20 protein-coding genes are annotated in these 17,872 nt (G+C 65.9%); 16 read left to right on the top strand and 4 right to left on the bottom strand.

Features of this window, described 5'->3' with window-relative positions:
- Positions 1-122 precede the first annotated feature (122 nt).
- The 4 genes from phnC (at position 123) to phnE (XI04_RS33830) (ending at position 3,735) form a co-directional block, all read left to right on the top strand.
- Positions 123-932: a phosphonate ABC transporter ATP-binding protein gene (phnC, locus tag XI04_RS33845; RefSeq protein ID WP_028140774.1), complete on the top strand. Its 810-nt coding sequence runs from the start codon at positions 123-125 to the stop codon at positions 930-932.
- A 66-nt stretch (positions 933-998) separates the two neighbouring features.
- Positions 999-1,934 (top strand): phosphonate ABC transporter substrate-binding protein, encoded by a 936-nt coding sequence (phnD, locus tag XI04_RS33840; RefSeq protein ID WP_028140773.1) that lies wholly within the window; start codon positions 999-1,001, stop codon positions 1,932-1,934.
- A 71-nt stretch (positions 1,935-2,005) separates the two neighbouring features.
- On the top strand, positions 2,006-2,890 hold the full coding sequence (gene phnE, locus XI04_RS33835; protein ID WP_038972223.1) for a phosphonate ABC transporter, permease protein PhnE: 885 nt from the start codon (positions 2,006-2,008) through the stop codon (positions 2,888-2,890).
- Entirely contained in the window at positions 2,887-3,735 is an 849-nt protein-coding gene (phnE, locus tag XI04_RS33830) for a phosphonate ABC transporter, permease protein PhnE (protein WP_038972222.1), read from the top strand. The genes phnE (XI04_RS33835) and phnE (XI04_RS33830) overlap by 4 nt, the downstream gene beginning before the upstream one ends.
- Before the next feature lie 129 nt (positions 3,736-3,864).
- On the opposite strand, the gene phnF is transcribed toward phnE (XI04_RS33830), so the two are convergent.
- The gene (gene phnF / locus XI04_RS33825; RefSeq protein ID WP_018321223.1) at positions 3,865-4,593 is read right to left on the bottom strand and encodes a phosphonate metabolism transcriptional regulator PhnF; all 729 of its coding nucleotides are present in this window, start codon (positions 4,591-4,593) and stop codon (positions 3,865-3,867) included.
- A gap of 117 nt (positions 4,594-4,710) precedes the next feature.
- Here phnF and phnG point away from each other — a divergent pair, with 117 nt between their 5' ends.
- The 11 genes from phnG (at position 4,711) to XI04_RS33770 (ending at position 13,393) form a co-directional block, all read left to right on the top strand.
- Entirely contained in the window at positions 4,711-5,175 is a 465-nt protein-coding gene (phnG, locus tag XI04_RS33820; RefSeq protein WP_271610236.1) for a phosphonate C-P lyase system protein PhnG, read from the top strand.
- Between the two features lie 4 nt (positions 5,176-5,179).
- Complete coding sequence (phnH, locus tag XI04_RS33815; protein WP_028140768.1) at positions 5,180-5,788, top strand: phosphonate C-P lyase system protein PhnH; 609 nt, start codon at positions 5,180-5,182, stop codon at positions 5,786-5,788.
- A gap of 4 nt (positions 5,789-5,792) precedes the next feature.
- A complete protein-coding gene (locus XI04_RS33810; protein ID WP_271610207.1) occupies positions 5,793-6,896 on the top strand; it encodes a carbon-phosphorus lyase complex subunit PhnI in 1,104 nt (367 codons plus the stop codon).
- Positions 6,893-7,789, top strand: coding sequence for an alpha-D-ribose 1-methylphosphonate 5-phosphate C-P-lyase PhnJ (locus tag XI04_RS33805; RefSeq protein ID WP_271610206.1), 897 nt, complete (start codon positions 6,893-6,895; stop codon positions 7,787-7,789). The genes XI04_RS33810 and XI04_RS33805 overlap by 4 nt, the downstream gene beginning before the upstream one ends.
- A complete protein-coding gene (gene phnK / locus XI04_RS33800) occupies positions 7,782-8,579 on the top strand; it encodes a phosphonate C-P lyase system protein PhnK (RefSeq protein ID WP_038950664.1) in 798 nt (265 codons plus the stop codon). The genes XI04_RS33805 and phnK overlap by 8 nt, the downstream gene beginning before the upstream one ends.
- A 22-nt stretch (positions 8,580-8,601) precedes the next feature.
- Entirely contained in the window at positions 8,602-9,300 is a 699-nt protein-coding gene (gene phnL / locus XI04_RS33795) for a phosphonate C-P lyase system protein PhnL (protein WP_173015762.1), read from the top strand.
- Between the two features lie 11 nt (positions 9,301-9,311).
- Positions 9,312-10,469 (top strand): alpha-D-ribose 1-methylphosphonate 5-triphosphate diphosphatase, encoded by a 1,158-nt coding sequence (locus tag XI04_RS33790; protein ID WP_038972216.1) that lies wholly within the window; start codon positions 9,312-9,314, stop codon positions 10,467-10,469.
- Positions 10,466-11,062, top strand: coding sequence for a phosphonate metabolism protein/1,5-bisphosphokinase (PRPP-forming) PhnN (gene phnN, locus XI04_RS33785; RefSeq protein WP_271610205.1), 597 nt, complete (start codon positions 10,466-10,468; stop codon positions 11,060-11,062). The genes XI04_RS33790 and phnN overlap by 4 nt, the downstream gene beginning before the upstream one ends.
- A gap of 22 nt (positions 11,063-11,084) precedes the next feature.
- Entirely contained in the window at positions 11,085-11,696 is a 612-nt protein-coding gene (locus tag XI04_RS33780; protein WP_038972214.1) for a pyridoxamine 5'-phosphate oxidase family protein, read from the top strand.
- Between the two features lie 499 nt (positions 11,697-12,195).
- Positions 12,196-12,417, top strand: coding sequence for a hypothetical protein (locus tag XI04_RS33775; protein ID WP_028140760.1), 222 nt, complete (start codon positions 12,196-12,198; stop codon positions 12,415-12,417).
- Between the two features lie 22 nt (positions 12,418-12,439).
- The gene (locus XI04_RS33770) at positions 12,440-13,393 is read left to right on the top strand and encodes an aliphatic sulfonate ABC transporter substrate-binding protein (protein ID WP_028140759.1); all 954 of its coding nucleotides are present in this window, start codon (positions 12,440-12,442) and stop codon (positions 13,391-13,393) included.
- A 125-nt stretch (positions 13,394-13,518) separates the two neighbouring features.
- On the opposite strand, the gene XI04_RS33765 is transcribed toward XI04_RS33770, so the two are convergent.
- The 3 genes from XI04_RS33765 to XI04_RS33755 all read right to left on the bottom strand — a co-directional run bounded on the left by XI04_RS33765 (position 13,519) and on the right by XI04_RS33755 (position 16,778).
- Entirely contained in the window at positions 13,519-14,301 is a 783-nt protein-coding gene (locus tag XI04_RS33765; protein WP_271610204.1) for an alpha/beta fold hydrolase, read from the bottom strand.
- Positions 14,302-14,305: 4 nt separating this feature from the next.
- Positions 14,306-15,601, bottom strand: a complete 1,296-nt coding sequence (locus XI04_RS33760; RefSeq protein WP_271610203.1) for an O-acetylhomoserine aminocarboxypropyltransferase — start codon at positions 15,599-15,601, stop codon at positions 14,306-14,308.
- 385 nt (positions 15,602-15,986) lie between these two features.
- Positions 15,987-16,778: an IclR family transcriptional regulator gene (locus tag XI04_RS33755; RefSeq protein ID WP_028140756.1), complete on the bottom strand. Its 792-nt coding sequence runs from the start codon at positions 16,776-16,778 to the stop codon at positions 15,987-15,989.
- A 127-nt stretch (positions 16,779-16,905) separates the two neighbouring features.
- Here XI04_RS33755 and XI04_RS33750 point away from each other — a divergent pair, with 127 nt between their 5' ends.
- On the top strand, positions 16,906-17,871 hold the full coding sequence (locus tag XI04_RS33750; protein ID WP_152102303.1) for a Bug family tripartite tricarboxylate transporter substrate binding protein: 966 nt from the start codon (positions 16,906-16,908) through the stop codon (positions 17,869-17,871).
- The last annotated feature ends 1 nt before the right edge of the window (position 17,872 follow it).

The raw sequence follows: 17,872 nt of genomic DNA, 5'->3' as shown, positions 1-17,872 counted from the left end.
GATGTCATGACGCGGTGATGACAGGGGATGAGGTGTGTAGCATCGCCGCACTGCAACGCCCGTGTCACACAAGTGTCAAGCGCGGGCGTTAGCGGTTGGCTCCAGCTAATCTGGAGTCCTGCATGCTGGTGGTGGAAGGTCTGACGTGTCGCTTCGGCGCGAAAGCCGCGGTGGACGACGCTTCGTTTCAAGTCTCCCCCGGCGGCTTCGTCGGTGTGATCGGACGGTCCGGCGCCGGCAAGTCGACGCTGCTGCGAACCATCAATCGTCTCGCGACGCCGACGCAGGGCCGCATCCTGTTCGACGGCATCGACGTCACCGCGCTGCGCGGCAAGGAGCTGCGGCAGTGGCGGGCGCGCTCAGCCATGATCTTCCAGCAATTCAACCTGGTCGGCCGGCTCGACGTCCTCACCAACGTCCTGATGGGACGGCTTGCGACGATGCCGGCCTGGCGCTCGCTGTCGCAAGTGTGGCCCGAGCAGGACAAGGCGCTGGCGATGTCCGCGCTCGAACAGTTCGACATCGCGTCGCTCGCGGCCCAGCGCGCCGACCAGCTTTCCGGCGGCCAGCAGCAGCGCGTCGCGATCGCGCGTGCGCTGGTGCAGCAGCCCGACATCATCCTCGCCGACGAGCCGATCGCATCGCTCGATCCGCGCAACACCAAGATCGTGATGGATGCGCTGCTGCGCATCAACAAGCATTTCGGCATCACCGTGATCTGCAATCTGCATTCGCTCGATCTGGCGCGCAGCTATTGCGACCGCCTGATCGGCATGGCGCAGGGCCGGGTGGTGTTCGACGGCGCGCCGGCCGCACTGACCGACCACGTCGCGCGCGAGCTATACGATCTCGAAGCCGCCGACGTCATGGGCACCATGCCTGACCCGGCGCCCGCGGGCGTCCCGGCACTTGGAACGGCGGCCGCCGCCTGAGCCGCGTCGCGCCTGTTTGAGTTGCAAGTTTTGCGTCAACCGACCCCAACCGATGAAGAGGGTATCATGATCACTCGTAGACTCGTTCTTGCCGGCGCCGCGGCGCTCGCCTTCGCCTCGTCGGCTTCCGCCGAAGACTGGAAAGCCAAATATCCCGAGCTGACCTTTGCGGTCGTCCCGGCCGAGAACGCCTCCGGCGTCACCGAGCGCTGGGCGCCTTTCGTGAGCTATCTCTCCAAGGAACTGGGCGTGAAGGTCACGCTGCGCATCGCCAACGACTACGCCGCCGTCATCGAGGGCCAGCGCGCCGGCAACATCCATATCGCCAGCTATGGCTCGGCCTCGTTCGCCCGCGCCCGCCTGACCGGCGTCAAGTCCGACGCCTTCGCCAACGACATCAACGCCGACGGCTCGACCGGCTATTATTCGGTGTTCTTCGTCAAGGCGAGCAGCGCCTACAAGAGCGTCGACCAGCTCAAGGGCAAGAACCTCGGCCTCGTCGATCCGAACTCGACCTCCGGCAACAATGTGCCGCGCTTCGAGCTGGACAAGATGGGCATCCCCGATGCCGACGGCTATTTCGGCAAGGTCGTCTTCACCGGCAGTCACGAGAACGCGATGCTGGCGCTGTCGCAGGGCACCGTCGACGTTGCCGCCAACCAGTGGACCAGCGACGACGATTCCACGCTGGCGCAGATGCTGACCAAGGGCATGCTGAAGAATGCCGACGGCTCGGCGATGAAGAAGGACGACTTCCGAATCATCCATAAGTCGGCGCCGATCATCAACGGCCCCTATGCCTACAATTCCGACCTGCCGGAAGACGCCAAGGCCGCTATCGCCAAGGCGTTCTTCGACGCGCCGGCCAAGGACAAGGCCGCGTTCGACCGCCTCTCCGACGGCCAGAAGAAGGGCTTTCATCCCGCCACCACCAAGGATTGGGATGGCACGATCGAGCTGATCAAGTTCGTCGATGCGCTGCGTAAGAAGAAGGCGTCCTGATCTCAGGGCGATGTAACTGGAGCCGGGTCCTTGGACCCGGCTCTTTCTTTGACGGAACTTGGCTCAGGCCGATGACAACAGCGGTTTCGATCCTCCCCGAGCAGCAGCTTGCCGTGCTCAACGCCGCTTATCGCCAGGCGGTCGGGCGCAGGCGGCTCCGCCTGCTGTTGGGGATCGCGGTCTTCGCCGCCGCGCTGCTTCTCGCCGCGGTCGGCGCGGAAGTGAATCTGCGCACGCTGTTCACCTATTTCGGCAATTTCATCAGCTATTTCGACCGCATCCTCACGCTCGACAACGGCCAGCGCGTCTGGACCGATGTCGGCGAGTGGCTCTGGGGCTGGCGCAAATGGCTGAAGATGCTCGGCGAGACGCTGCTGATCTCCTATGTCGGCACGCTGATCGGCGCGACCTTGGCATTTTGTCTGAACTTCTTCGCGGCTGAAAACACCTCGCCCGCACCCTGGCTGCGCTTCGTCGTCCGGCGCCTGCTCGAATTCGCCCGCACCGTTCCGGGCATCGTGTTCGCGCTGATCTTCGTGATCGCCTTCGGGCTCGGACCGATGGCGGGTGTGCTCGCGATCGCGATCCACTCCACCGGCGCGCTCGGAAAGCTGTTCTCGGAAATCGTCGAGAACGCCGATATGAAGCCGGTCGAAGGCATCCGCTCGACCGGCGCGAGCTGGCTGTCCTGCATGCGGTTCGCCGTCGTGCCGCAGGTGACCGCGGGCTATGCGAGCTACGCGCTGCTGCGCTTCGAGATCAACGTCCGTGAAGCCTCCGTGATGGGCTTCGTCGGCGCCGGCGGCATCGGCCAGGAGCTCGTCGTCGCCATCCGCAAGTTCTACTACTCTGACGTCAGCGCGATCCTGCTCACCATCATCGTCACCGTGTTCATCATCGACATCAGCACCGGTTGGCTGCGCGGCCGCCTGTTCGGCAAGGGGGCGCGGACGTGACGAGGCAGCAGGCGGTCGACACGCGAGAGCTTCGCGCGCGCTATCCCGATGTGTTCGACCGTCCGGCCTCGGCGCGGCTTGCCACGCCGGCGATGATCGTCGCGGCGTTCGCGATCCTCATTTACGGCCTGGTCGATCTCGATTTCTCGCCGTCGCGATTCTTCGCAGGTCTCAGCCAGCTCGGCTGGATCAGCCTGATGATGATCCCGCCTGACCCCGGATCGTCGCTCCCGATCTATCTGAAGGCGCTCGGCGAGACGCTGTCGATCGCGCTGCTCGGCACCACGCTGGCCGCGATATTCGCGCTTCCGGTCAGCCTGCTCGCGGCGCGCAACGTGGTGCCGTCGAAGCTCCTGCGCTTTCCCGTGCGCCGCGTGCTGGATTCGATCCGCGGCGTCGACACGCTGATCTGGGCGCTGGTGTGGATCAACGTCGTCGGGCTTGGCCCGTTCGCCGGCGTGCTTGCCATTGCGGTATCGGATTTCGGCGCCTTCGGAAAGCTGTTCTCGGAGGCGATCGAGGCCGCCGACCAGAAGCAGGTCGAGGGCATCCGCGCCTCCGGCGGCAGCCCGCTGCACGAGATCCGCTTCGGCCTGTTGCCGCAGGTCCTGCCCGTGATCGCCGGGCAGGTGCTCTATTTCATCGAATCCAACACCCGCTCGGCCACCATCATCGGCATCGTCGGCGCCGGCGGCATCGGCCTCCAGCTCGCCGAGCAGATCCGCGTGCTGGAATGGCAGAAGGTGTCGTTCCTGATCCTGATGATCCTGGTCGCGGTCGCCGCGATCGATTTCATCTCGGGCAAGCTGCGCTTTGCGATTATCGGGCGGCGGGCTGTCGCCTGATCAAAGGTGCCGTAGGGTGGGCAAAGCGCAGCGTGCCCACGTCCTCTGACGATCGAGAATGATCGTGGGCACGGCGCAAGTGCGCCTTTGCCCACCCTAGGATTCCGGCTCTCGTGGAGAGAGAAGCCCCTACGACTCCACCAGAAACTCCACCCGCTCCGCCGCAAAGCGCGAATGCTTGGTCATCAGCGGCTTGCCGTCGAGATCGTGGTCGGTCGCATCGACCACCAGGATCGGCCGTCCCAGCGCCAGATCGAGCCGGGCCGCGTCGGTTGCGTCGACGATGCCGGCGGTGATCCGGGTCGCGCCGCGGCGATAGTCGCGGACGCCGTAATGTTCCAGCAGCTTCGTCATCGAGCGCGTCGCTGCGAACACGGCGCCGGCACCCGGAAATAATTCCGCCGACAGCCAGGTGGTGGAGACGCAGATCGGCGTGCGGTCGGCGAGGCGAATCGCCTCGATCCGCACCAGCGGCGCGCCGGCCTTCAAGCCGAGCTCGCGCGCCAGCTCACGGGTCGCGACATCGTCGGTCGCCTCGATCAGCTGCCCGCGCGGCTCGCGGCCGCCGGCGCCGACGATCTCGGAGAAGCGGGTGCGTGAGCGCAGGGGATAAGCGAGCTTCTGTGCCTCGACATAGGTTCCGCTGCCGCGCTCGGCGCGCACGAGGCCGCGCTCGGCAAGGGCTGCCAGCGCGCGCCGCACGGTGTGGCGGTTCACCCGATAGGTTTCGGCGATTTCCATCTCGCCCGGCAATTTGTCGCCGGCCGCGAAGCGGCCATCGGCGATGCCGCGCTCGATGCCGTCGGCAACGAGGCGCCATAGCGCGACGCCGGAGGAGGCGGTGTCCTGCATGCTCATGTTGCGGCAACCTACTCCAGAAATCACAGCTTTGTCACGAAACAGTCATGGCGCTCCCGTATGAAGTTGTCTATTATCATAGACAACTTCGATGCGGCAAGTTCTGTCAAAGGTTCGGTGGATCAGGTGACCCAGCACAACAACCAGCAAGCCCAGCGCCAGGCCGCCATGGCCGTGCTGGCGCATGCGGAGGCGGGCGAGATCGCCGCCCGCCTCCGCAACTTGGCTGTCCCGGCCCATCAGGATTTGCGTGCGCCCGAAAACGGCCTCGTCATGCTGCGTGGCCGGGTCGGCGGCGACGGCGCGCCGTTCAATCTCGGCGAAGCCACGGTGTCGCGCGTTGCGGTCCGGCTGGCGAGCGGCGAGGTCGGGTTCGGCTACACGCTCGGGCGCGACGGCGAGAAAGCGCGGCTGATCGCGCTGTGCGACGCGCTGGTTCAGTCCCGGGATTTCGGCGGAGCGGTGGAGCGGGACGTAATCGCGCCGTTGCGTGAGCAGCTTATGATTCGCCGGAAGCAGGCGGCGGCCGAGACCGCCGCGACGAAGGTTGATTTCTACACCATGGTGCGCGGTGAGGGGTGAGATCATGACCACGATTGCGGAACTGCCCCCGGGCTTCGCCGACAAGGTGCTGTCGGCGCAATCGACCTTTCGCTCGGTGATGGACGCGATGGCGCGGCCGGGCTCGGTCCAGCGCATCGTGCCGATGGCTGGCAAGCCGGAAACGATGATGCGCGGCACCGCCGCGATCGCGCTGACGCTGTTCGACCACGACACGCCGCTCTGGCTCGACGCGCGGATGGCGGAGAGCCCGGACGTGGTGAAATGGCTGAAGTTCCACACCGGCGCGCCGGTGGTGCAGGATTCCTCCATCGCGAGCTTTGCGCTGATCAGTGACGGCGGTGCGCTGCCGCCGCTCGAACGCTTCGCGCTCGGCACCAGCGAATATCCGGATCGGTCCACCACATTGATCCTCCAGGTCGACAGCCTCGACGCAGGACGCAGCTTCGAGCTGCGCGGTCCCGGCATCGACGGCGCCGCGATGCTCCAGGCGTCGGTCAAGCCGTTCGATCTGTTCGAGCGCCTGCGCGTCAACGAAGCACTGTTTCCGCGCGGCATCGATGTGGTGCTGGTCGCCGATGACGCCGTGGCCGCGATCCCCCGCACCACGCGCATCGTGAGCAAGGGAAGCTAGAAGCATGTATGTCGCAGTCAAAGGCGGCGAACGCGCCATCGAGAACGCCCATCGCCTGCTCGCAGATAAGCGGCGCGGCGACCGAGGCGTTCCGGAGCTCACGCTCGACCAGATCTCGGAGCAGCTTGGGCTCGCCGTCGACCGTGTCATGAGCGAAGGCTCGCTCTATGATCGCGAGCTCGCGGCGCTCGCGATCAAGCAGGCGCGCGGCGACCTGATCGAGGCGATCTTCCTGGTTCGCGCCTTCCGCGCCACGATGCCGCGTTTCGGCGCCAGCGAGCCGGTCGATACCGGCGCGATGCGGGTGCAGCGGCGGGTGTCCTCGACCTTCAAGGACATTCCGGGCGGCCAGATCCTCGGGCCGACCTTCGACTACACCCACCGCCTGCTCGATCCCGCGCTCGCGCAAGGCTTTGTGCCGGAAGCGCCGGCAACGGCTGATGCGTCGACGGCGCCAACGCCGCGCGTGACCGACATTCTCGGCCGCGACGGGCTGATCGAATCTTCGCCGCAGGCCGAAGAGGGCGCCAGCGTCGGCGATCTCACCCGCGAGCCGCTGAATTTCCCGGCGGATCGCGATCTGCGCCTGCAAAACCTCGCGCGCGGCGACGAAGGATTTTTGCTGGCGATGGGCTATTCCACCCAGCGCGGCTATGGCCGCAACCATCCTTTCGCCGGCGAGATCCGCTTCGGCGAGGTCGAGGTGGAATTCCTGGCGGAGGACGTCGGCTTCGCCGTGCCGCTCGGCTCGATCGAGCTCACGGAGTGCCAGATGGTCAACCAGTTCAAGGGCTCCGCGACCGAAGCGCCGTGCTTCACCCGCGGCTATGGCCTCGCCTTCGGCCAGAGCGAGCGCAAGACGATGTCGATGGCGCTGGTCGATCGCGCGCTACGCGCCCGCGAGCTCGGCGAGGAGGCACTCGCCCCCGCGCAAGATGAAGAATTCGTGATGTCGCATTCGGACAACGTCCAGGCCACCGGCTTTGTCGAGCATCTGAAGCTGCCGCATTATGTCGACTTCCAGTCCGAGCTCGGCCTGCTCCGCAAGCTGCGCCAAGAATTTTCCGATGCCCAGGCGCCTGACGCCATGAAGGAAGCCGCGGAATGAACGCGCCCGCCTACAATTTCGCCTATCTCGACGAGCAGACCAAGCGGATGATCCGCCGCGCGATCCTGAAGGCGATCGCCATTCCCGGCTATCAGGTGCCGTTCGCCAGCCGCGAGATGCCGATGCCCTACGGCTGGGGCACCGGCGGCGTGCAGGTCACCGCTGCGATCCTCGGTCCCGCCGACGTGCTGAAGGTGATCGATCAAGGCTCCGACGACACCACCAACGCGATCTCGATCCGAAAATTCTTCGCCAAGACCGCGGGCGTTGCCACGACCACGGCGACGGATGAGGCGACCGTGATCCAGACCCGCCACCGCATCCCCGAGGCGACGCTGAGCGAGCACCAGGTGCTGGTCTATCAGGTGCCGATCCCGGAGCCGTTGCGCTTCCTCGAGCCGCGCGAGACCGAGACGCGGCGCATGCATGCGCTCGCCGAATACGGCCTGATGCATGTGAAGCTCTATGAGGACATCGCCCGCTTCGGCCACATCGCCACCGCCTACGCCTATCCGGTCAAGGTCAACGCGCGCTACGTGATGGATCCGTCGCCGACGCCGAAATTCGACAATCCCAAGATGGACAATTGCCCGGCGTTGCAATTGTTCGGCGCCGGCCGCGAGAAGCGCATCTATGCGATCCCGCCTTATACGCAGGTGGTGTCGCTCGATTTCGAGGATCACCCGTTCGAACCCTACCGCTTCAACGCGCCCTGCGCGCTGTGCGGCGCGGAGAATTCCTATCTCGACGAGATCGTCACCGACGACAAGGGCGGGCGGATGTTCGTGTGCTCGGACACCGATTATTGCGAGGGCCGTCAGGCCGCCGGCCATCACGGCAGCCTCAGTGCCGCGCCGTACAAGGAGAAGGCGCAAGGAGGCACCAATGGTTGATCAGGCCGCGCTCGAAAACGACCAGCCGCTGCTGGTCGCGACCTCCCTCAGCAAATCCTTCGGCCGCATCGCCGCCTGCCGCGACGTCTCCTTCTCGCTCTATCCCGGCGAGGTGCTGGCGATCGTCGGCGAATCAGGTTCGGGCAAGTCGACGCTGCTGCAACTGCTGTCGGGCCAGCTTGCGGCCAGCGGCGGCCATGTGTCCTATCGGATGCGCGACGGTGTCGCCCGCGATCTCGCCTCGCTCGGCGAAGCCGAGCGGCGCTTCCTGTACCGCACCGACTGGGGTTTTGTGCATCAGGATCCCGCCCAGGGCTTGCGCATGGCGGTCTCGGCCGGCGCCAATGTCGGCGAGCGGCTGATGGCGGTGGGGTGGAATCACTATGGCCGCATCCGCGAGACTGCCTCCGACTGGCTCACCCGCGTCGAGATCGACACCGCGCGCATCGACGATGCGCCGCGCACCTATTCCGGCGGCATGCGCCAGCGCCTCCAGATCGCGCGCAACCTCGTCACCGAGCCGCGGCTGGTGTTCATGGACGAGCCGACCGGCGGCCTCGACGTGTCCGTGCAGGCGCGCCTGCTCGACCTCCTGCGCAGCCTCGTCGCCGAGCTGCATCTCGCCGTCATCATCGTCACCCACGACCTCGCGGTCGCCCGGCTCTTGTCGCACCGCGTGATGGTGATGAAGGGCGGCCGGGTCATCGAAACCGGTCTCACCGATCAGGTGCTCGACGATCCGCGCGAGCCCTATACGCAACTCCTCGTCTCCTCGATTCTGCCGCCATGAGATTTCTCAGATGAGCCGCCCAATGACCGCCATGATCGACGTTGCCGACGCCAACAAGACCTTCACCATGCACCTGCAGGGCGGCATCGAATTGCCGGTCGTCAGCGGCGTGACCTTCCAGGTCAATCCCGGCGAGTGCGTCGTGCTCTCCGGGCCATCAGGCGCCGGCAAGTCCTCGATCCTGAAAATGATCTTCGGCAACTACCGCTGCGATAGCGGCCGCATCGGCATCCGCCATCGAGGCGCGGTGATTGATCTGGCCAGCGCCGAGCCGCGGCAGATCCTCAACGTCCGCCGCTCCACCATCGGCTATGTCAGCCAGTTCCTGCGCGCGGTGCCGCGCGTGGCCACCATCGACGTCGTCGCCGAGCCGCTGATCGTCAACGGCATGGCCCGCACTGAGGCGCAGGCCCGCGCCGGCGAGCTGCTGCACCGCCTCAACATCCCCGAGCGCCTCTGGCAGCTTCCGCCCGCGACCTTCTCCGGCGGCGAGCAGCAGCGCGTCAACATCGCGCGCGGCTTCATCTCGGACCTGCCGATCCTGCTGCTGGACGAGCCGACCGCCTCGCTCGATGCCGCCAACCGCGCCGTCGTGGTCGAGCTGGTCGCCGAGAAGAAACGCCAGGGCGTCGCCATGGTCGCCATTGTCCATGACGACGAAATCCGTCATCTGATTGCCGACCGCATCGTCGACGTCACCAGCTTCGCCGCCGCGGCCTGAGGGACATGGAAATGAACGCCAAGCCGAAGGACATTGTGATCGCCAACGCCAGGATCGTGCTGGCCGACCGGGTGATCGAGCAGGGCTGGCTCGCTCTTGCCGACGGGCGCATTGCCGAGATCGGCGATGGGACTGCGCCTGCGGGCGCCGAGGATGCCGGCGGCGATTTGATCATGCCGGGGCTGATCGAGCTGCACACCGACCATCTCGAAGCCCATTACGTGCCGCGGCCAAAGGTGTTCTGGAATCCGGTTGCCGCCGTCATCTCCTACGACGGCCAACTCGCGACTTCGGGCATCACCACCGTGTTCGATTCGCTTCGGGTCTGGCGCGAGGACGGCGCCGAGGAAGTGGACGGCCGGGCCGGCGTGCTCGCCGCCGCGATCACGACCGCGCGCGACGCCAGCCTGCTGCGCGCCGACCACTTCCTGCATCTGCGCTGCGAAATCCCGATGCCGAGCGTGGTCGAGGAGGCCAGGGAGCTGATCGACCGTCCCGACGTCAAGCTGATGTCGCTGATGGACCACACCCCCGGTCAGCGTCAGTTCCGCGACGAGGTCAAGCTGCGTGACTATTACCGCGGCAAGGGCGGCGGCAAGACCGATGCCGAGCTCGACGAACTGTTCGCAAAGCGCTTCGAATATCAGAAGCTCTATGCCGCCACCAACATGCGCGAGATCGTGTCGCTGGCGCATCAGTACAAGATCCCGCTCGCGAGCCACGACGACACCACCGAGGAGAACGTCGCGGACGCCGTGCGCGACCGCGTGTCGGTGGCGGAATTCCCGACCACGCTCGAGGCCGCGCGCGGCTTGCACGAGGCTGGCATCGACATCCTGATGGGCGCGCCGAATGTCGTGCGCGGCGGCTCGCATTCCGGCAACATCGCCGCGGTCGATCTCGCCCGCGAAGGCCTGCTCGACATCCTGTCGTCGGACTACATCCCGTCGAGCCTCCTGATGGGAGCGCTGCAATTGCCCGAGCATGTGCCCGCGATCGGCCTTCCCGCGGCGATCCGCACCGTGACGAAGGCGCCCGCGGAAGCGGTGGGCCTCACCGACCGCGGCGAGGTCGCGATCGGCAAGCGCGCCGACCTCATTCGCGTGCATGTTGCCGGCAGTGTTCCCGTCGTCCGCAGCGTCTGGCGTGAAGGAAGCCGCGTCGCATGAGCGAGATCCCGGCCATGGCGCAGGACGACGCGGGCGCGATCGGTCCCGGCCGGCTCGTGCTCGTGGTCGGTCCCAGCGGCGCCGGCAAGGACACGCTGCTGCGGCTGGCGCAGGCGGCCTGCGTTGACGATCACGACATTGTCTTCCCGCGCCGAATCGTGACGCGTGAATCCTCCGCCGACGAAGACAATGTCGCGCTCGGCTTCGACCAATTCCGCGGCGCGTGCGAGCATGGCGACTTCGCCGTGCATTGGGACGCGCACGGGCATTCCTATGCGTTGCCGCTCGACATCAACGAGGATATCCGCGCCGGCCGCACGGTCGTCGCCAATGTCTCGCGCACGGTGATCGGTGCGCTGCGCCAGGCCTACGCCGACGTCGTGGTGGTCGCGATCACGGCGCCGCCGGATGTGCTGGCCGCGCGGCTGGCCGCGCGCGCGCGACAGAGCGACGGCAATATCGCCGAGCGCCTCACTCGCAGCGTCGACGACAGGTCGGCGCAGGCGGATGTCACCATCCTCAATGCCGGCAGCGCCGAGTATCACGCCCGCCAGCTCGTGCGCGTGATCAGGAACGAAGGCTGGCACGATTAGCCACTACAGCAGGGAGAACGGAATGTCGGTGATTGAAACGATCGAACAGCTGGAGGCCATCTACGGCGCCACCAACGACGCCTCGACCGTGAAAGTCGCCGACCACGTCACGCCGCTCTACCGCATCTTCATCGAGAAGGCGCCGTTCGCCGCGCTTGCCACCATCGGACCGGAAGGCATCGACTGCTCGCCGCGTGGTGACTTGCCCGGCTTTGTCCGGATTCATGATCCCAACACGCTGATGCTGCCGGACCGCCGCGGCAACAATCGTGTCGACTCCTTGCGCAACATCGTGCGCGATCCCAGGGTGTCGTTGATGTTCCTGATCCCCGGCTCCGGCAATGCGGTTCGTGCCAACGGTCGCGCACATCTATCCATCGATCCCGAGCTGCTGGCCTCGTTCAAGGTGGAAGGCAAGGCGCCGCGCAGCGTCATGGTGATGAAGGTCGACGAGATCTACTTCCAGTGCGCCCGCGCCATCGTCCGCTCCGACCTCTGGAATCCCGACAAGCGTATCGATCCGAAGACGCTGCCGACGCCGGGCCAGATCCTCGCCGAGATGAGCGACAACCAGGTCGGCGGCGCGGAGTACGATCGCATCTGGCCGGAGCGCGCCGCCGCGACGATGTGGTGAACGTCAGTGCTCCCTCGCCCCGCTCTTGCGGGGAGAGGGGCCTCTCTCCGCAAGCACGAATCGTAGGGTGGGCAAAGGCGCACTTGCGCCGTGCCCACGAATTCTCTCCAATTACAAGCAAATCGTGGGCACGCTTCGCTTTGCCCACCCTACAGGAGCGCGGCCTATCGACGATCGCTGGGCGCACGAGACGAATCTGCCTGCCGGCACTTGCGCCGGGAGAAGCACCCCCGCGCGCGGCCCGCAAATATGGATAGCCATTTCATTGACCAATCGCGGCAATCGCCGGATATTTGCGGCATCGAAACTGCTCCTCGAGTCCACGCCGCACCATGAGAACCGATCGCCCGCGCACTTCCAATGACATGCATGCGTGCATGACGCGGCGCTGTTTCTCGGCTGCGACGGGCGCCTGTTGTTGTTGCTGACCTCGTCCTAGCAACATCCACACCGCAAATTTGCAAGTCAGGAGCGCCGGAATTCCGGCGAACGAGCAGTCATGTCTCAGGCCCAGTCCAACGCCTACATCATCGAGATCCACGACCGTGCCGCCGGCATCGTCACGAGGGATGCCCGCGGCTTCCGCTTCTTCTCCTCCGAGCGCCTGTTCGACAGCCTCGAAGGCCGTCAGTTCCGCTCGGCGCGAGAGGCCGAGCGCGCGGCCCGCGCGGTGCTCTCCGAGCGGAGCCGGCGCGCGAATTCTCCGTTCTTCGCCAACTGAATCCAACGCAAAGGAACGCAACATGATTGCACGACGCCATTTTCTGACCGCAGCGCTGCTCGTCGCGACCGCATTCAATGTGTCCGCGCACGCCGAGGACAAGCCCGCGGAGATCCGGATCGGCACGCAGAAGGGTGGCTTCTTCCCGGCCGTGCGCCAGCGTCAGACACTCGAAAACGCCTTCAGGCCGCTCGGCATCGAGGTCAAATGGGTCGACTTCCAGTTCGGTCCGCCGCTGCTGGAGGCCATCAATGTCGGTAGCGTCGATTTCGGCTTCGTCGGCGATACGCCGCCGATTTTCGCGCAAGCGGGCGGCGCCAGGATCCGCTACGTCGCGGCTGTGAAGTCCGAAGGCGACAATCAGGCGATCATCGTGCCGAAGGATTCACCGATCAAGACGCTCGCCGACCTCAAGGGCAAGCGCGTCGCCTTCGGCAAGGGATCGAGCGCGCACAATCTGCTGGTCGCATCGCTCGACAAGGCCGGGCTGTCCTGGTCTGATATCACGCCGGCGCCGCTCGCGCCGGCTGATGCGACCGCGGCTTTCGTCAAGGGCTCGGTCGACGCCTGGTCGATCTGGGATCCGTATCTGGCGCTCGCCGAACTGAAGGAGGGCGCGCGGGTGATCGCGTTCGACAAGGACGTGCACAGGCCGAACGCCTACTACATCGCCAACACGGATTTCGTCGAGAAATATCCGTCGCTGGTCGCCCGGCTCAACACCACCTTCGCCTCGGAAGGCGCCTGGGCGAACTCACATCACGAGGAGGTCGCGAAGGCGCAGTCCGAGGCGACCGGTGTCGACATCGAGGCCGTCCGCCGCTTCGTCAATCGATCGACTTACAGCGTGGTGCCGCTCGACGCCGAGGTGATCAAGACCCAGCAGGCCGTCGCCGACCGTTTTGCGAAGCTCGGCCTGATCCCGAAGCCGGTCAACGTCTCCGACATCGTCTGGAAGTGGACGCCGGGGTCTTGAGATAACGCGACGGCGTCATGCCCGGGCTTGTCCCGGGCATCCACGTTCTTTGTGTTGCAAGAAAGATCGTTGATGGCCGGGACAAGCCCGGCCATGACGCCGTGGAAGTTCTTGCGGCTGAACTCTCAGCCCCTCAGCGCCGCCAGCAATTCATCCGGGCGCTCGGCCATGATCATGTGGCCGGCGCCCGGCACAACGACGGTCTTCGCATGCGGGATGGCGGCCGCAAGCGTCTTGCCCGCCTTCGCCGGCGTCATCATGTCGCGTTCGCCGAGAATCAATGTCGTCGGCACCTTCACACTCGCGGCAGCGGTCAGCGCATTCGCGTAGGCATTGCAGGCCGACAGATCCCTGAACAGCACGCCCGGCTCGCAAGACTTCAGCACCGCCTGCGCGCCGCCATGCATCCACAGGCCCGGCGCGAGACTGCCGCCGAGCTCGGCGTTGAATCCGAGGCCCCAGATCGAGACCATGTCGTTGGCGTCCTGCGAGTTGGCCTCGGCGGCCTTCAACAAATCCGGGCCGACCGTCATGGTCGCGGCGGTGCCGATCAGGCTCAGCGCGGAAACCTTGTCGGGGTGACGGGCCGCCGTCTCCAGCGAGATCAGCGATCCCATGGAATGGCCGATCAGATGCGCCTTCGCAGCTCCCGCCGCATCGAGCAGCGCCGCGGTCCAGTCGGCCATCTCGGCGATGCTGCCGAGCGAAGGCCCGCTAGAGCGGCCGTGGCCGGGCATATCAGGCGCCAGCACGGAAAAATCGTGATGGGCGAACCAGCGCGTATGCAGCGCCCAGGTCGAATGGTCGAAGCCGGCGCCGTGGATGAAGACGACCGCGGGCAGGGACTTGTCGAAGTCGCGGCCGCCGGTTGCGGCAAACACATCAAGGTCGTTGACGGAGAGCTTCATGGTGTCAGACCTTCTGCGAGATGCGCAGCGCCTGCGCGAGATCGTCGATGATGTCGGCAGCGGTCTCGATGCCGACCGAGAGCCGCACCAGCTCTTCCCCGATGCCGGCCGCCTTGAGCTGTTCGGCGTCCATCTGCTGATGGGTGGTCGAGGCCGGGTGGATCACCAGCGTCTTGGCGTCGCCGACATTGGCGAGATGGCTGATCATGCGCAGGCTTTCGATGAACTTGCGGCCCGCGGGCCGCCCGCCCTTGATGCCGAAGGAGATGATCGAGCCGGCACCGCGCGGCAGTAGTTGCTTGGCGAGCTGATAGTCCGTGTGCGTCTCCAGCGAGGGATGCAGCACCCAGTCGACGGCCTTGTTGGACTTCAGGGCCTCCAGCACGAGGTGCGTGTTCTGCATGTGACGGTCCATGCGCACGCCCAGCGTCTCGACGCCCTGCAGAAGCTGGAACGCGTTGGTCGGCGACAGGCAGGCTCCGAAATCGCGCAAGCCTTCGGTGCGCGCACGCATGATGAAGGCGGCGGTGCCGAACTGCTCGTCGAAGACGATGCCGTGATAGCCGCCATAGGGCTCGGTCAGCACGCCGAACTTGCCCGATGCGCGCCAGTCGAAGCGGCCGCCGTCGACGATGGCGCCGCCGATCGCGATGCCGTGGCCGCCGATCCATTTGGTCGCCGAATGCATGACGATGTCGGCCCCGAGCTCGATGGGCCGGCTGAGATAGGGCGTGGCAAAGGTGTTGTCGATCAGCAGCGGAATTTTTGCGTCATGGGCGATCTGAGCGACCTTGGGAATGTCGAGTACTTCCAGCCCGGGATTGCCGATGGTCTCGCCGATCACGAGCTTGGTGTTGGGCCTGATTGCCGCGCGGAACGCATCGAGATCGCGCGGTTTCACGAAAGTGGTGGTGATGTCGAAGCGCGGCAGCGTGTGTGCCAGCAGGTTGATGGTGCCGCCATAGAGCGAGCTCGACGCCACGATGTGATCGCCGGCGCTCAGCAGCGTCGCGATCGCCAGATGCAGCGCGGCCATGCCGCTCGCGGTGCAGATCGCGCCGACGCCGCCCTCCAGCGCCGCCAGCCGCTCCTCCAGCACGCCCGTGGTCGGATTGGAGATGCGCGTATAGATGTGGCCGGCGCGCTCCAGATTGAACAGTGCGGCGGCGTGGTCGGAATCCTGGAACACGTAGGACGTGGTCTGGTAGATCGGGACCGCGCGGGCTCCGGTCACGGGATCCGGATGCTGGCCCGCATGCAGGCTCAGGGTCTCGAAGGCAGGCGGTTTTGGCGCGGGCATGCGGGGGCCTCGTTGGTCGGTCGGCGGAGGGGGCGTTGTGCCATAAAAATGCGCACGAAGTCAGCCCATTCGCAGAGAAGGTGCGCCCCCTCGCCCCGCTTGCGGCTGGGCTATCGTATATGGTGTGCACGATGCGGCGGCATTGGCAGTCGGCTCCCTCTCCCGCTTGCGGGGGAGGGCTGGGGTGGGGGCTGCCTCCGCATTGGGATTGTTGAGAATTGCGGAGGATGTCCCCAAGTGGTGAGAACCCTCACCCGCCGCGCTCTGCGAGCGCGTCGGCCTCTCCCGCAAGCGGGAGAGGCGGAGCAAGCCCGCGGTCCTCGTGAAATCCATATGCGATAGCCCTGCCGCGAGCGGGGCGAGGTGAAACGGCGCCGTCCGCGCTTCAACCCCCGATCGCCTGCTCGATACTCCGCGCCTCCCGTAACAAGATCTCCGCGACCTCCTGCTCGCGGCGGGGGCCGAGCCTCGTTCGAACGGCGGAGACGGTGATGGCCGCGGCCGGTCGCCCATCCGGGGTCTTGATCCAGGTCGAGATCGATTTCGTGCCCTGCACGAGGCCGATTTCCCTCAGGCCGTATCCGAGCCGCCGCGCGGCGGTGACCTCGCCGAGGACCGTCGCCACATCGGTCTTGTAAGCCTCGAACCGCTTCTCGTTCGCTGCGACGATCTTTCGCGCCTCCGGCGCCGGCATCGCGGCGAGGATGGCGACGCCGGCACTGGAGACGCCGAGCGGCCGGCGCGCGCCGACCTCGATCGACAGCACCTGGATCGGATAGATTCCGATCCTGCGATCGACGCACAGCGTGTCGTTGCCGGTGCGCACCGTCAGGAACATCGTGTCGCCGATTTCGGTGGAAGCACGTTGCAGCGATGGATTGGCGGCGATCAGCAGCCGCGACGGCCGCGGCCGTGCCAGCGCCAGCTCCGGCACCTGGTTGCCGATCGCGTAGCGGCCGGTCCGCTCGTGTCGCTCGACGATGCCTTCCTCGATCAGCACATGGATGATGCGATGCACGGTCGGACGGGTGAGACCGGTCGCCCGGATCACCTCGGCCAATGGCACACCGTCCTCGCGACCCGCGGCAAGAATGCGTAGCACGGCGAGGGCGCGCCGGATCGCCTGCGCGCCCTGCCGCGGTGATATCGCGTTGCGGGCGATTCGCGTCTTGTCCATAATATGGACAAGAACGCCACAATTCACTCGACAGGACAAGCGCGCATCTGGAGATTGCGCCCCGATCGAGCTGCCGCGCGCATCGCCGCACGCGACATGGAATTGGAAGCGCTGCCGGGAGGTTAACATGAGATTAATCTGGATTGCCATAGCTGCCGCCACCGCGATGCTGGCAGGGCCCGCGTCGGGCCAGCAATGGCCGGCCCGCAGCGTCAAGCTGATCGTGCCTTATCCGGCCGGCGGCAATGTCGACAGCGCCGCGCGCATCGTCGCCGACAAGCTTCAGGAAAAGCTCGGCCAGCCCTTCATCATCGAGAACAAGGCCGGCGCCGGCGGCATGATCGCGGGCGAGGCGTTCGCGAAATCCGCGCCCGACGGCTACACGCTGTTCGTCGGCGCCAACGGCCCGGTGCTGTTCGCAACCGAGATCAACAAGCGCGAAGCCTATAATTGGAAAAAGGACTTCATGCCGATCTCGACCATCTCGATGACCCCGCTGGTGCTCGAGGTGCATCCGTCGGTTCAGGCGACGACGCTGAAGGAATTCCTCGATCTCGCCAAACGCGAGCCCGGCAAGTTGACCATGGCCTCGCCCGGCCCCGGCACCACCAACCATCTGCTCAGCGAGCTGATGCAGTCGAACCTCGAGCTGCAATGGGTCACCGCGCATTATCGCGGCAATGCGCCGGCGATCAACGATCTGCTCGGCGGCCAGGTGCAGTTCGCGTTCGACCAGCTCACGGTCAGCCTCCAGCACATCAAGGCCGGCCTGTTTCGCGCGCTCGCCGTCACCAGCCCGCACCGGCTGAAATCGCTGCCCGACGTGCCGACCTTCGCCGAGCTCGGCTACAAGGATTTCGATGGCCAGACGTTTACGGGCCTGTTCGCGCCCGCGGGCACGCCGGCGCCCGTCATCGACAAGCTGCACGAGACGCTGGTCGCGATCCTGAAGGATCCTGCCGTGGTCGACAAATTCGAAAAGCTCGGCGGCGAAGCCACGCCGATGACGCCGGACGAGTTCAAGGCCTACCTAGAGCGCGAGGACGCCAAGTGGATTCCGGTGGTGCGCAAGGCCAACATCAGGGCGGATTGAT

This window comes from Bradyrhizobium sp. CCBAU 11430, assembly GCF_028128855.1.
GTDB classification, from domain to species: domain Bacteria; phylum Pseudomonadota; class Alphaproteobacteria; order Rhizobiales; family Xanthobacteraceae; genus Bradyrhizobium; species Bradyrhizobium ottawaense.
This window is presented reverse-complemented; position numbering and strand designations above follow the sequence as displayed.

What these genes read in the sequence shown, in the direction of transcription:
- phnC (WP_028140774.1), top strand. Translation starts at nt 123, where the DNA reads ATGCTGGTGGTGGAAGGTCTGACGTGTCGCTTCGGCGCGAAAGCCGCG.
- phnD (WP_028140773.1), top strand. Translation starts at nt 999, where the DNA reads ATGATCACTCGTAGACTCGTTCTTGCCGGCGCCGCGGCGCTCGCCTTC.
- phnE (WP_038972223.1), top strand. Translation starts at nt 2,006, where the DNA reads ATGACAACAGCGGTTTCGATCCTCCCCGAGCAGCAGCTTGCCGTGCTC.
- phnF (WP_018321223.1), bottom strand. Translation starts at nt 4,593, where the DNA reads ATGAGCATGCAGGACACCGCCTCCTCCGGCGTCGCGCTATGGCGCCTC.
- phnH (WP_028140768.1), top strand. Translation starts at nt 5,180, where the DNA reads ATGACCACGATTGCGGAACTGCCCCCGGGCTTCGCCGACAAGGTGCTG.
- XI04_RS33810 (WP_271610207.1), top strand. Translation starts at nt 5,793, where the DNA reads ATGTATGTCGCAGTCAAAGGCGGCGAACGCGCCATCGAGAACGCCCAT.
- XI04_RS33805 (WP_271610206.1), top strand. Translation starts at nt 6,893, where the DNA reads ATGAACGCGCCCGCCTACAATTTCGCCTATCTCGACGAGCAGACCAAG.
- phnK (WP_038950664.1), top strand. Translation starts at nt 7,782, where the DNA reads ATGGTTGATCAGGCCGCGCTCGAAAACGACCAGCCGCTGCTGGTCGCG.
- phnL (WP_173015762.1), top strand. Translation starts at nt 8,602, where the DNA reads ATGACCGCCATGATCGACGTTGCCGACGCCAACAAGACCTTCACCATG.
- XI04_RS33790 (WP_038972216.1), top strand. Translation starts at nt 9,312, where the DNA reads ATGAACGCCAAGCCGAAGGACATTGTGATCGCCAACGCCAGGATCGTG.
- phnN (WP_271610205.1), top strand. Translation starts at nt 10,466, where the DNA reads ATGAGCGAGATCCCGGCCATGGCGCAGGACGACGCGGGCGCGATCGGT.
- XI04_RS33780 (WP_038972214.1), top strand. Translation starts at nt 11,085, where the DNA reads ATGTCGGTGATTGAAACGATCGAACAGCTGGAGGCCATCTACGGCGCC.
- XI04_RS33775 (WP_028140760.1), top strand. Translation starts at nt 12,196, where the DNA reads ATGTCTCAGGCCCAGTCCAACGCCTACATCATCGAGATCCACGACCGT.
- XI04_RS33770 (WP_028140759.1), top strand. Translation starts at nt 12,440, where the DNA reads ATGATTGCACGACGCCATTTTCTGACCGCAGCGCTGCTCGTCGCGACC.
- XI04_RS33765 (WP_271610204.1), bottom strand. Translation starts at nt 14,301, where the DNA reads ATGAAGCTCTCCGTCAACGACCTTGATGTGTTTGCCGCAACCGGCGGC.
- XI04_RS33760 (WP_271610203.1), bottom strand. Translation starts at nt 15,601, where the DNA reads ATGCCCGCGCCAAAACCGCCTGCCTTCGAGACCCTGAGCCTGCATGCG.
- XI04_RS33755 (WP_028140756.1), bottom strand. Translation starts at nt 16,778, where the DNA reads ATGGACAAGACGCGAATCGCCCGCAACGCGATATCACCGCGGCAGGGC.
- XI04_RS33750 (WP_152102303.1), top strand. Translation starts at nt 16,906, where the DNA reads ATGAGATTAATCTGGATTGCCATAGCTGCCGCCACCGCGATGCTGGCA.